This window comes from Streptomyces sp. NPDC031466, from assembly GCF_055581265.1.
Window position 1 is genome coordinate 61,259 of the sequence record NZ_JBVIJT010000004.1, and the last position, 13,299, is coordinate 74,557.

8 protein-coding genes are annotated in these 13,299 nt (G+C 71.8%); 4 read left to right on the plus strand and 4 right to left on the minus strand.

The features are described 5' to 3' along the window. Window positions 1–99 precede the first annotated feature (99 nt). On the minus strand, window positions 100–1,308 hold the full coding sequence (locus ACZ5GP_RS09205) for an ROK family protein (protein ID WP_468750219.1): 1,209 nt from the start codon (window positions 1,306–1,308) through the stop codon (window positions 100–102). 105 nt (window positions 1,309–1,413) lie between these two features. On the opposite strand from ACZ5GP_RS09205, the gene ACZ5GP_RS09210 reads away from it, so the two are divergent. Then, the gene (locus tag ACZ5GP_RS09210; protein ID WP_468750220.1) at window positions 1,414–3,552 is read left to right on the plus strand and encodes an alpha-galactosidase; all 2,139 of its coding nucleotides are present in this window, start codon (window positions 1,414–1,416) and stop codon (window positions 3,550–3,552) included. Window positions 3,553–4,453: 901 nt separating this feature from the next. Beyond that, a complete protein-coding gene (gene yicI / locus ACZ5GP_RS09215) occupies window positions 4,454–6,682 on the plus strand; it encodes an alpha-xylosidase (RefSeq protein WP_468750221.1) in 2,229 nt (742 codons plus the stop codon). Between the two features lie 466 nt (window positions 6,683–7,148). Here yicI and ACZ5GP_RS09220 read toward each other — a convergent pair whose 3' ends face one another. Genes ACZ5GP_RS09220 through ACZ5GP_RS09230 form a run of 3 tightly spaced genes read right to left on the minus strand, consistent with a single transcriptional unit; the run spans window position 7,149 to window position 9,228 of the window. Next, window positions 7,149–7,463 carry a hypothetical protein gene (locus ACZ5GP_RS09220; protein WP_468750222.1) on the minus strand — a complete coding sequence of 105 codons (315 nt, stop codon included), beginning with the start codon at window positions 7,461–7,463 and terminating at the stop codon, window positions 7,149–7,151. Beyond that, a complete protein-coding gene (locus ACZ5GP_RS09225; RefSeq protein ID WP_468750223.1) occupies window positions 7,460–8,329 on the minus strand; it encodes a phytanoyl-CoA dioxygenase family protein in 870 nt (289 codons plus the stop codon). Before ACZ5GP_RS09225 ends, ACZ5GP_RS09220 begins: the two co-directional genes overlap by 4 nt. Before the next feature lie 53 nt (window positions 8,330–8,382). Next, entirely contained in the window at window positions 8,383–9,228 is an 846-nt protein-coding gene (locus ACZ5GP_RS09230) for a helix-turn-helix domain-containing protein (RefSeq protein WP_468750224.1), read from the minus strand. A gap of 346 nt (window positions 9,229–9,574) precedes the next feature. Here ACZ5GP_RS09230 and ACZ5GP_RS09235 point away from each other — a divergent pair, with 346 nt between their 5' ends. Further along, entirely contained in the window at window positions 9,575–11,560 is a 1,986-nt protein-coding gene (locus ACZ5GP_RS09235; RefSeq protein WP_468750225.1) for a beta-galactosidase, read from the plus strand. A 145-nt stretch (window positions 11,561–11,705) separates the two neighbouring features. Then, window positions 11,706–13,220 carry a glycoside hydrolase family 43 protein gene (locus ACZ5GP_RS09240; RefSeq protein WP_468750226.1) on the plus strand — a complete coding sequence of 505 codons (1,515 nt, stop codon included), beginning with the start codon at window positions 11,706–11,708 and terminating at the stop codon, window positions 13,218–13,220. Window positions 13,221–13,299 lie beyond the last annotated feature (79 nt).

Genomic DNA, 13,299 nt, shown 5'->3' on the forward strand with positions numbered 1-13,299 from the left:
GGCGCCCCGTCCTGACCGCAAGGCCATGGTGGGACCGCAGGCTCAAGGGTCTGCGGTCCCACCATGGCCGGCCGTACGTTCAGCGCGTTCTGCGCGCGGTCACCGTGGGCGGGTGGTGCTGCCCCGGGGGAACAAGGCCTGGATGCTGACTGCGGCGGCGCCGCGGGCCCATTGCTCGAAGGGGTGGGGGCGGATGAGGACCGCGGCCTGGGCGGCGGCTCCGAAGGCGTGTGCCGCGAACGAGGCCCAGATGCGTTCCTCGAACAGGTCGTAGGTGTCGAGTCCTTCGCCGGACACCACGATCCGTTCGGGGCCACAGACGTTGACCATCGCCGCGACCGCGAGGCCAATTGCCGTTCCGGCCTTGGCGAAGACCTCCTTCACCCGCTCGTCGCCCGCGCGCGCCCGCTCCACGGCGCGCGCGAAGTCCAGGTCGTTGTCGCCGGACGCATCCCGGGCCGCCGCCAGAATCGCCCCGGTGGCGGCGACGGTCTCGACGCAGCCCTGGGCGCCGCAGCGGCAGCGCGCGCCGTTCGGGTCGATGCAGAGGTGCCCGATCTCTCCGGCCACGCCGTGGGCGCCGGTGAGCAGGCGGCCGTCGACGACAATGCCGCAGCCGATGCCGGACCCCACGGTGACGAGGGCGAACGAGTCGGTTCCCGCGCCCTCGCCGAACCAGTGCTCCGCGACCGTGAGCGCCTTGACGTCGTTCTCGACGAGGACGTCGAGCCCGGTCGCATCGGCCGCGAGCTGTGCGAGGGGGATGTTCCGCCAGCCGAGGCCGGCCGACTGCCGGACCAGCCCCCGGGTTCTGTCGATGTCGCCGGCGACGGCGATGCCGAGATGGTGGGTGCGGGTACGGAATTCCGTGTCGGTGTCGAGGAGTTGGTCGACGAGCGCGGCCAGTTCCAGGACGACGGCCTCGGGGCTGTGGTCCGGGAGGGGCCGCCGCAGGGACACGCGGACCTGGGCCCGCAGGTCGCAGAGGACGCCGACGATCTCGCCGCGAAGGCCGTCGGCCGCGCCGTCGGCGATGACCTTCACCCCGGCGAAGAACTCGCGTTGCGTGGTGACGGCCAGCGGGCTGACCGGACGTCCGGCTCCCGGTGCGGTCCGCTGGGAGGCGAGTTCGTGCAGGTACCCGGCGTCGAGGAAGGGCCGCGCGGCCTTGGTGACGGCTGCCGACGACAGACCGAGACGGCGGGCCATCTCCACCCGGCTCAGTGGGCCTTCGGTCAGCAGGAGGGCCAGGACGGCGGACGCCGCAGGTGTCGCCGCCAGTGTCTTGGCGGTCTGTTCAGGAAGCACGAGGGGAACCTAGGGGTCAATAAATAACTTCGTCAAGTATTGAATCCAAAGGCTTCGCGTCCTACCGTCGGGCACCAACTGCCGTCGCCCACAAGGGGATTCACCTTGACCCACCCGCCCGTCTCCTTCGATCCCGCGACCGGCCTCGGTCTGCTGCGGACCACCCACAGCCTGTACGCGCTGCGCGTCGGCCGGGACGGAAGCCCTCGGCACGTCTACTGGGGTGCTCCCCTGGCAGCCTCCGAGGTGGCCGCGCTGCCCGAGGCCCAGCCGCCCACGGGCAGCAGCTTCGACGCGGACGCCGCACCCGACGAGCTGGGCATCCAGACCGGTGCCCGGTTCGGCCCCGCCGGGCTCCAAGTGCGCTTCTCCGACGGGGTGCGAGGGGCCCAGTGGCGGTTCGACGGACACAGCGTCGAGGACGAAGGAACGCTACGGATCCACCTCACGGACCGCGTCTACCCCCTCGCCGCGGCCCTCTGCTACCGCGTGCACGGCGACACCGACGTCATCGAGCGCTGGACCGAGGTCACCCACACCGGGACCGACGCGGCGGACGACCACAAGGGCGGACCGGGCCGTGGGCCCCTCGTCGTCGAGCGCTGCGACTCCGCCTCCTGGACGCTCCCCCACCGCGCCGACTACCGGATCAGCCACCTGGTGGGCGGCTGGAGCAGCGAGTTCCAGCTGCGCCGCGACCGGCTCCCGGTAGCCGAGACCGTCCTGACAAGCCGCCGCGGCGTCACCAGCCACCATGCGAACCCTTGGCTGGCCCTGGACGACGGAACCGCCGACGAGGAACGGGGCGAGGTCTGGAATACCGCCCTCGCCTGGAGCGGCAGTTGGCGCATCACCGTGTCCCGGGACCCGGTGGGCCGTACCACCTGGAGCGGCGGTTTCGGGCACGAAGGCGTCAGCTGGACACTGGAGCCGGGCCAGAGCCTGTGCACGCCGGTCTTCGCCGGGCTCTACAGCCCCTCGGGGTTCGGCGCGGCCAGCCGCTCCTGGCACCGTTACGTCCGCTCCCACGTACTGCCCCAACCCGACGAGGACCGGCCGGTCCTCTACAACTCCTGGGAGGCCACCGCCTTCGACGTCTCGGAGACCGGGCAGCGGGAACTGGCCACGATCGCCGCCGACCTCGGCGCCGAACTCTTCGTACTGGACGACGGCTGGTTCGGCGCGCGCCGCAACGACCGGGCGGGGCTCGGCGACTGGACGCCGAGCCCCGACGTCTTCCCGCGCGGTCTGCGCCCGCTGGCCGACGAGGTGCGCCGGCTGGGCATGAAGTTCGGGCTGTGGGTCGAACCGGAGATGGTCAACGCGGACAGCGACCTCCACCGCGAGCACCCGGAATGGGTCGTGCACGCCCCGACCCGGCAGGCCACCGAGATGCGCAACCAGCTCATGCTGAACCTCGGGCGGCCGGACGCGGCGGAGTGGGTCCTACGGACACTTGACGGCCTGGTCCGGGAGTACGGCGTCGACTACCTGAAGTGGGACGCCAACCGCGTCGTCACCGAGGCCGGCTGGAGCGGCCACCGGGACCCGGACCGGCTGTGGATCGACCACACCCGCGCGGTGTACGCGATCATGGACCGGTTGCGCGGCGACCACCCCCACCTGCGGATCGAGGCGTGCGCGGGCGGTGGCGGGCGCGCCGATCTCGGTGTCCTGGCCCGTACCGACGAGATCTGGACCTCGGACAACACCGACCCCGTGGACCGGCTCGGCATCCAGCACGGGTTCAGCCAGCTCTTCCCGGCGCAGGCGATGTCGGCGTGGGTCACCGACAGCCCGAACGCGATCACCGGACGCGCGACACCGCTGCGTTTCCGGTTCCACGTGGCGATGGCGGGGGCGCTCGGACTCGGCGGCGACCTGACCGCGCTCACCGCCCAGGAGAAGGCGGAGACCGCCGCGCTGGTGGCCGAGTACAAGGAGATCCGCGGCCTGGTCCAGCACGGGGACCAGTACCGGCTCACCGGGGAGGGCGGCGTCCGGGGCGTGCACTACGCGGCCCCGGACGGCTCGGAGCACGTGATCATCGCGTGCCGTCCCACGTCCCGCTTCGGCCGGCCACCCGTCCCGCTGGTCCTGCCCGGTCTGCGCGCCGACGCACGGTACGAGGAGCTGGCCGGCGAGAGGGTCCACGACGGTGCACTCCTGACCACCCGGGGTCTTGACCTGGGCCTGCCGGGCGGGGATTACGCGAGCCGGGTGATCCGCCTGCGGCGCGTGTGACCCCCGGCCGTATCTCCCGGAACCGCCGAACCGCCGGGCACGGTGATCTTCCCCGCCCACTGTGCCCGGCGCCGGCCCGCAGGGGATTGCCTGCGGCCCTCCTCCAGGGCCTTGCGGATCGCGTCGCAGACGGGCTTACGCTCCAGGTTCTCGTGCCAGGGCAGAGCCGCTCCCTCACCGGGGAGGTCCGTGAGTGGCAGTAGGTGTAGCCCTACAGCGTGATTCCGGCGGACGGCCAGGCAGGCACTGGTCACCTTGCCGTACCAGTCGGCCTGTTCGGCCGGCCCCCGCCTCCGGGGTGCCCGGGTCGAGCGGGACGCGGGCGTAGCCGACCAGCCGGAGCCTCGGGGTGGGCGACGGTGCCGACGGGGTCGCATCTGTCCCCGCCCAGAGCGCGGGCACCCGAGCCTCCCTCGTCGATCGGTTGACTGGTCCTTGCGGACGACCACGCCGACGTGTCCTCACGAAGCGATCTCTGTTCGCTCATCCCCATGAGTGGCCGTGTCGTCGCGGGGCACTGGGCGGCCCATCAGTCAAAGCCACACGTACGGCATGAGCGCCTTCAGCCACACCCAGGCCCCTGGGGTCTCCCGGTCGCACGAGGACCGGAAGCGTTTCCGGGTTCCCTTCCGGAAGCCGTAGGACATGTCCCTGCAGTCCGTCGGCCTCCTCATGCATGGGGATCGCGGGACCGCTCGCTTGTGTCGAAGCGCTGGGCCTCTTTTCCGGTCCCGCGCGGGCAAGAGCCCTCAACTCCCGTGGAAAGTTCCGTCGAAGCGCTTCAACAAAATCGCCCTTCGACCCTTGCCCTTTCGATTTACGTGCGCTCAAATGGCGTGGGCGGCAGCCCCGCCGAGCTGCTCTGCCGCCCCCGTCCCGCCCCTGCTTCCCTGGGAAGAACATGAAGTTCACCGACGGCTTCTGGTTGATGCGCGACGGGGTTCAGGCCTCGTACGCCACCGAGGTCCGCGACATCCGTACGAGCACCGACCGGTTCACCGCGTACGCCGCCGTCAAGCGCGTACGGCACCGCGGCGACACCCTCAACACCCCACTGCTGACCACCGACTGCTTCTCCCCCGCCGAGGGAGTCATCGGCGTACGCCTGACGCATCACACGGGCAAGCGGAACCCCGGCCCCGACTTCGCGCTGCCCGGCGCACAGGATTCCGCCGGGCGGGTGCGGACGGAAGGCAACGTTGTCGCGCTGGAGAGCGGCGCCCTGTCCGTCCGGCTGGACGCCGCCGCCCCGTGGTCGCTGTCCTTCCACGACGCGGACGGGCGCGAAGTGACCCGGGCGGGCCGCAAGGGCACGGCGTTCTTCACCACCGGCGACGGCTCCCACCACATGGCCGCGCAGCTCGCCCTCGGCGTCGGCGAGCAGGTCTACGGACTCGGCGAGCGCTTCACCCCGTTCGTCAAGAACGGCCAAGTCGTGGACATGTGGCAGGCCGATGGCGGCACCAGCAGCGAACAGGCGTACAAGAACGTCCCGTTCAGTCTCCATCTGACCTCCGACGGTGCGTTCGGGGTGTTTGTCGACCATCCGGGGCGGGTGGGTTACGAGGTGGGGTCCGAATCGGTCGGGCAGATGCAGTTCAGCGTCGAGGACCAGTCCCTGACGTACTACGTCGTTGCGGGGCCCACCCCCAAGGACGTGCTGCGCCGCTACACCGCGCTCACCGGACGGCCCGCGCTGCCGCCCGCCTGGTCGTTCGGGTTGTGGCTGACGACGTCGTTCACCACCGAGTACGACGAGGCCACGGTCGCCTCCTTCGTAGACGGGATGGCGGAGCGGGAGATTCCGCTGTCCGTCTTCCACTTCGACTGCTTCTGGATGCGCGAGTACCAGTGGTCGGACTTCACCTGGGACCCGGACGTCTTCCCGGACCCGGAGGGCATGCTGGCCCGGCTCAAGGAGCGGGGTCTGCGGGTCTCCGTGTGGATCAACCCGTACATCGCCCAGAAGTCCGCCCTGTTCGAGGAGGCCGCGCGGCTCGGACACCTGGTGCGGCGGACGAACGGCGACATCTGGCAGTGGGACCTGTGGCAGGCCGGCATGGCCCTGGTCGACTTCACCAACCCGCGGGCCTGCGCCTGGTTCCAGGAGAAACTGAAGGTCCTCCTCGACCAGGGCGTCGACTGTTTCAAGACGGACTTCGGCGAACGCATCCCCACCGATGTCCGCTGGCACGACGGCTCCGACCCGGAGCGCATGCACAACTACTACACGCACCTCTACAACCAGGTCGTCTTCGAGCTGCTGGAAAAGGAGCGCGGGTCCGGTGAGGCGGTGCTCTTCGCCCGGTCGGCCACGGCGGGCGGCCAGCAGTTCCCCGTGCACTGGGGCGGTGACTGCTGGGCGTCGTTCGGAGCCATGGCGGAGTCGCTGCGCGGCGGGCTGTCGCTGTCGCTGTCCGGCTTCGGCTTCTGGTCGCACGACATCGGCGGCTTCGAGGGCACGCCCGATCCGGCCGTCTTCAAGCGCTGGCTGGCCTTCGGGCTGCTGTCCTCGCACAGCCGGCTGCACGGTTCGGATTCGTACCGCGTGCCGTGGGAGTTCGGGGAGGAGGCGGTCGAGGTGACGCGGAGGTTCACCCTGCTCAAGCACCGTCTGATGCCGTATTTGTACGGTGCCGCTGCCGAGGCGCACCGCGAGGGTGTGCCCCTGATGCGGCCCATGCTGCTGGAGTTCCCCGGGGACCCCGCGTGCCGGGCGCTCGACCGGCAGTACATGCTGGGGCCCGACCTGCTGGTGGCCCCTGTGTTCACCGAGGACGGCGACGTCGAGTTCTACCTCCCGGAAGGCACCTGGACACATCTGCTGACCGGTGAGCAGGTGCAGGGGCCGTGCTGGCGGCGGGAGCGGCACGGCTTCGACAGTCTGCCGCTGTACGTCCGGCCGGGCGCGGTGATCGCGTTCGGTGCCGACGACCAACGCCCGGACGGCGACTGGGCGGACGGCCTCACTCTGCTGGTGGCACCCGGGACGGGGGAGACGACTGTCGTCCTGCCGGACCGCGAGGGGGCCACGGCGGCGACGTACCGGGTGAGGCGGGATGCCGGGAACGGGGCGGTGACGGTATCGGCTCCGGAGGGGGGACCGCTGCCCCGGGTCACGGAGCTGTGAGGACCGCTCCGGCGGGGCGGGCGTCGCGGTGCCTGCGCAGGCTCAGGTGCCCGGCACCCGGCACCCGGGGGCCTCGGGGCCCGCTTCGCCACCAGTGCCCGTCCTGCGCCGCGCGGCGCCCGGCTCGGTACCCGGCATCCCGCTTCCCCGCGCCCCGACTCGTATCCAGCACCGCGCATCAACACCCAGCACGCAACACCGTAGCGGCTCCCTTAGGCGCACCGACGGCAGACCAGCGCAGGCTTGCACCTCCCCTGCCATGACGCCTTGTTGGGCCTCGGCCGACCGGCTCCCACGGCAGTTCGGCGGTCGGGCCCCTCCTACCACCCATCCTTGTCCCCGCGCATACTGTTCGGCACCGTCCAGTACCACGAGTACCGGCCGCACGAACGTCGCAAGACCGTCCCCGGGCCGGGGAGTCCGTCTGGTCCACCTGCGGCGAACTGGAGAACGGCCGCTTCCGCCGTCAGCCGCGCGCGTCCGCGAGTTGCTCGAAGATGAACTCGTGCTTGAGGAAGGACACGTCGTACTCGCTGCCCGGCCCCGGTGGGATGAGCGGCGAGGCCTGGATCAGGCGCCAGCCGTCGCGCAGGGCCGCCACGCCCGTCTCGTACGGTGCTTCGTCGCTGTCGCCGGACGTCGGGGAGGTCTGCCCGGTGCCGTCGTAGCGGGACCAGCCGATGACCGGGGCGTCCAGCGCGGAGGTGGAGAGGTAGAGGACCAGCAGGCGCTGGCGCAGCAGCGGGGCGTCGGTGGTGCTCTGGGGTGTGGTGATGGTCATACGGAGGGCACCTCGGGGCGGTCGGCGGGGCGGTTGGTGACCCTGGTGACCCAGTGGTCGAGGTCGAACATGGGGTCTCCGGTCAGCTCGCGCCACAGCAGGACGCGGTTGTAGCGCTCCAGGCGGCCGGTGGCCTGCTCGTACCACGGGAAGTGCGCGTCGAGTTCGGCGCGCACCTGCGGGTCGTGCAGGTCGGAGTGGTCCCACAGGAGGCGTTGGCGCTGCGTCGGGTTGAAGCGGATCTTGTACATGTAGCGCCGGATGTCGCTGTCGTTGCGCCGGCCCCCGTGCCAGAGTCCGTGGTGCAGGAACACCACCGTCCCGGCCGGGCAGACGAGCCGGTCCTGGCCGCGGAGGTTCTGGTAGCGGCCGGTGTCGGACTCGTTGGTGCGGCGCAGATGGCTGCCGGGCACGCTGAGGGTGCCGCCCATCTCCAGCGTCACCCGCTGCGGGTAGTACATCAGCTGGACGTCGAAGGCGTCCGGGCGTACGTCGATGATGGCGTCCGCGTGCAGGGGCTGGGCCTCGCCGTTGTGCGGCTCGCGGATGTGCACGGCGTGGTGGTCCACCGTCGGCTCGACGCCGACCAGGCTGCGCAACGCGCCGGCCACCTGCGGGAGTTCGAGCAGTCGGCAGGGGAAGGAGCCCGGTGCGTACGCCTGAGGGAGCGGGGTTCCGTATGCGACCGACGGGAGACCCGCCTCCAGCACGCTCAGCGCCTCCGCGTTCATCTCGGCCGGCACCACCGCGTCCAGGCGCAGTGATCCGCTCGCCACGAAGCGCGCCATCTGCACGGAGGTGAGGAGCGTGCCGCCCCGGTCGGCGGACCCGTTGGTGGGGGTGCGGTGCTCGGTCTGTGTCGTCATGGCGTTCACGCTAGGAGCGGTCGGCTGCCGGGCGGGTGGGCCGTGTTCACCGTCTAGTGGTCGATTCTCACCCTGTGGCGATCCGTGTGGTGATCCGTGGGGGTGCCGGTCCAGGAGGCCCGGACGGTGCGGGGGCAGGCGCCGAGTTCGCGTCGGCAGGCCTTGTTGAACGCCTGAAGATCGGGGATGCCTACGGCGGCCGCCACCCGGGAGATGGAGAGGGTGCTGGCCCGCAGAAGGTGCTGGGCGCGCTCCATCCGGCGGGTGCGGATGTAGCCGACGACGGTGTCGCCCAGGGCGGTGCCGAAGAGGCGGGTGAGGTGGTTGTGGGAGACGCCGGCCGCCTTGGCGATGTCGGGCACGGAGAGGGGTTCGGCGAGCCGTACCTCGATCAGGGCCACCGCCGTGGCCACGGCGGGGTGCGGGACCTTCGGGTTCCCGTCCTGGGGCGGAGTCAGTTCGGCCGTGCCCCACAGGGCCGCCCACACCTCGGCAACGGCCCGGCCGGGGGTGTGCGGCCAGGCGGCCAGCGCTTGGCGCAGTTGCCGGTCGAGTACGGGGACCTGCGCCCCGGCGTGCTGAACGGTCGGCACCTCGCGGGCCGTGCCCGTCGTGCCGAGGCGCAGGTGGACGTAGAGGTGTTCGGAGCGGCCCCGGTAGTGAAAGCGCACGGGAGTGCCGGGCGGCACCAGGCTGACGGTGCCGGGGCGCAGGCGGTGCTCGACATCATCCACGGTCAAGTCGGCTTCGTAGCCGTAGAGATGGAACTGCCACATGTCGGGCAGCTGGAACTCGTCCACGTGCCCGGCCGGACCGTGGACGCCGATGCCGATGGCCGCGGGCTCGGGCGGGGCGTCAAGGGGGACAAGGGTCGTCTGCGCGCACGGGTGGTCGGTCATGGCACCTCGGGAGCGGGGGTGGGGGGTGGGGTGCGGGAGAGCGTACTGCGCCGGGCGGGGTTCCACCGCGGTTGCCGGGGAGGACGATGATCCCGAAGCGCTTCCCTGGAGGCTGCAGGCCGGATGCCTCGCCCGCCGGGCCGGGTGACTTCGCCCGATGGGTGGTCGTGGTGACGTCCATGCGGCAGTAACTCTTGTTTTGCGCGCGGCCGTTCCGTTACCTTGCATGCGCGGTTGAAGCGCTTCGATTCCCTCCCTGAGCCGCCCCCCTCCCCTCGTGACGTTCCCCTTGCCCCCTGCCGGAAGTCACCCCCGCAGGCTCCTCCCCCCGACCCGAGGAACCCTCATGACCACTCGCAGCATCACCGACCGCCTGGGCGGCCTGGCCTTCGGCGGGGACTACAACCCCGAGCAGTGGGGCGAGGCCGTGTGGAAAGAGGACGACGAGCTCATGCGACGGGCCAGGGTCAACCTGGCCACCGTGGGCGTCTTCTCCTGGGCCCTGCTCGAACCGGAAGAGGGGCGTTACGAGTTCGGGTGGCTCGACGCCCACATCGAGCGCCTGCACGCCAACGGCGTGGCCCTCGACCTCGCCACCCCGACCGCCTCTCCCCCGCCGTGGTTCGCCCTCGCCCACCCCGACGCGCTGCCCGTCACCCCCGAGGGCACCCGTCTGGTCCACGGCAGCCGCGACACCTACTGCCTGGCCGCGCCGGCCTATCGCCGCGCGGCCCACCGGATCGCCTCCGCCCTGGCCGAGCGGTACGGGGACCACCCCGCGCTCGCCTTGTGGCACGTCCACAACGAGTACGCCACGCTGTGCCACTGCGACCACACCGCCGCCGGTTTCCGGGTGTGGCTGCGGGCGCGGCACGGATCACTGGACGCCCTCAACGAGGCCTGGGGAACGGCGTTCTGGAGCCAGCGCTACAGCTCCTGGGAGCAGGTGTTGCCGCCGCGCGCCACGCAGTGGCACAAAAACCCGGGCCAGGCGGTGGACTTCCGCCGCTTCTGGTCCGACGAGGTGATCGCCGCCTTCCGCGAACAGCGCGACGCGATCCGCGCGCACAGCGACCGCCCGGTGACGACCAACCTGATGCTCCCCGCGTACCAGCACGTGGACCTGTGGGCCCTCGCCCGCGAATGCGATGTCGTCAGCTCCGACCAGTACCCGACCTCCCCCGGCCTGGGCGCCGCCGCCGACGTGGCCGTGCACGCGGACCGCACGCGCTCGCTGGCGGGCGGGCGGCCGTGGCTCTTGATGGAGCAGGGCACCAACACCGTGTACGCCGGCGACCGCATCCTGGGCAAGGAGCCCGGCGAGATGCTGCGCCACAGCCTCGGGCACATCGCCAGGGGTTCGGAGGGTGCGTTGTTCTTCCAGTGGCGGCAGTCCCGGGCGGGTGCGGAGACCTGGCACTCGGCGATGGTCCCGCATGCGGGCCCGGAGAGCAGGATCTTCCGCGAGGTGACGCAACTGGGCGACGCGGTGGCACGGTTGGGCGAGCTGGCCGGGTCGACGGTCAGCGCCTCAGTGGCCGTACTGGACGACCCGGACGCCTGGTGGGCGCTGGGCGTGGACGGGTTGCCCTCCGCGCGGCTCGACTACCACGGGGCGCTCCTCAGGGCGCACCGCACGCTGTGGGAGGCGGGGGTGGGCGTCGACTTCGCTCATCCGGAGCAGGACTTGGGGGGCTACTCGGTCGTCGTGGCTCCGGCCTTGTTCCTGCTGACGGACAGGGGGGCGGAGAACCTGCGCCGGTATGTGGCGGGGGGCGGCACCCTTCTCGTGCAGCACGCGACCGGGCTGGTGGACGAGCGGCTGCAGGCCCGGTTGGGCGGCTGCCCGGCCGAGCCGCTGCGCGAGGCGCTGGGGGTGCGGGTGGAGGAGTACCGGCCCTTGGGACAAGGGGAGTTGATCACGCTGTCGGATGGTTCACACGGTACGGACTGGAGCGAGTGCGTGCACGCCGAGGGGGCGCAGGAGGTCGCGACGTACACCCACGGGATGCTCGCGGAGGGGCCCGCCCTCACCCGGCACCGGTCGGGCGACGGTCAGGGGTGGTACCTCTCGACCCGGCTGGACGATACGGCGTACGCGGCGCTTATGGCACGGTTGCTCGCGGAGGCCAGGGTGGAACCGGAGGTTCCGGGTCTTCCGGCGGGGGTGGAGGGCGTGGTACGGCGTGCGGCCGACGGCCGCCGCTGGACGTTTGTGCTGAACCACACGGACGAGGCCGTGCCGCTGCCCGACCCCGGCCACGACCTGCTCACGGACGCCGTGGCGCACGCACTGCCGCCGGGCGGCTGCGCGGTGCTGCGCGGGCACTGAGCGGGGCGCCGCGCGCAACGGCCGCACGGCGGGCCACCTCCCGGCTCACGCAAGCGCCCGGCACCCCTCGCGAACAGGGCCCCGGGGCCGCCCCCGGTCCCGCGCCTTCCCGCGCACCCGCCGCCCGCCCGACGAAAGGACCCTCGTGCCGCCCCTTCCGAACCGGACCGACGCACGGCCCGCCAACCCGGTGCTGCCCGGCTTCCACCCCGATCCCAGCGTCTGCCGGGTCGGTGAGGACTACTACCTGGCGTGTTCCAGCTTCGAGTACTTCCCCGGAATACCGCTCTTCCACAGCCGCGACCTGGTCCACTGGACGCAGATCGGCAACGTCCTCGACCGTCCCGGGCAGCTTCCGCTCGCCTCCGCGGCGTCGTCCGGCGGCATCTACGCCCCCACCCTGCGCCACCACGGCGGGCGTTTTTGGCTGATGGTCACCAATTGCAGCAAGGACGGCGGCAATCTGATCGTCACGACCACCGACCCCGCCGGCCCCTGGTCGGACCCGATCCGGGCGCCCGGCGTGCCCGGCATCGACCCCGACCTGGCCTGGGAGGAGGACGGCACCTGCTGGTGCACGGTTGCCGGAGGGTGGCAGGTCCGCATCGACCCGGCCACCGGGAAGACGTACGGCGATCCGCACCAGGTCTGGGCGGGCGGGCCGGACGCCAAGGCACCGGAAGCGCCGCACCTGTACCGGATCGGCGCGTACTGGTACCTCCTTATCGCCGAGGGCGGCACCGAGCGTGGCCACGGCGTCTCGATCGCCCGGGGCACTTCGCCCACCGGGCCCTTCGAGCCCTGCCCGGACAATCCGGTCCTCACCCACCGGGGCACCGACCGGCCCGTCCAGAACACCGGGCACGCCGACCTGGTCCAGGGCCCGGACGGCTCGTGGTGGATGGTGCTGCTCGGGGTCCGGCCGGGCGGCGGCACGCCGGGCTGGCACGTGCTCGGGCGGGAGACCTTTCTGACGCCGGTGACCTGGGTGGACGGCTGGCCGGTCGTCGGGGAGGTCGACCTGGAGCTACCGGAGGTGCCGTGGCCGCTGCGCCCCGGGCCGGTCGAGGCCCTCCGGGACGACTTCGACGACGCCGCGCTGCGGCCGGGCTGGATCTCCGTACGGGAGCGGTCCGACGCGCACTGCTCCACCGAGGAGCGCCCCGGCTGGCTGACGCTGCATGCGCGCGGTACGTCTCTCGACGCGCCGGACGTGATGTTCACCGGGCGTCGGCAACAGCACGCGGCGTTCCGGGCCCGTACCCTCATGGACCCCGGTCGGGGACGCGGCGGACTCGGCGTACGCCTGGACGAACGGCACCATTACGCGATCGAGGCGTCCGCCGAAGAGATCCGCGTGGTGGCGCGCATCGGCTCGCTGCGTACGGTTGTGGTCACGCGGCCCACGCCGCAGGGCCCCGTGGCCCTCACCGTCTCCGCCGTCGACCCGCCGCTCCCGCACGGTCCGTGCACCGGGCCCGACGTCCTGTCGCTGGGCGTCGAGGAGGCCGACGGCACGGTCGCCGAGCTGGCCGTTCTCGACGGCCGTCACCTGTCGACCGAGGTCGCGGGCGGATTCACCGGGCGGGTCATCGGCATGTACGCCGCCGACGGCACCGTCCACTTCGACTGGTTCGACTACGAACCCCTCGACGACTGAGCCGTCCCGGCCGCCCGCCTCCCCCGGGCCGCCGGGGCGGCCAGTGCCTTTCCCTGTCATCCCTCGCCTTCCCGCCCCC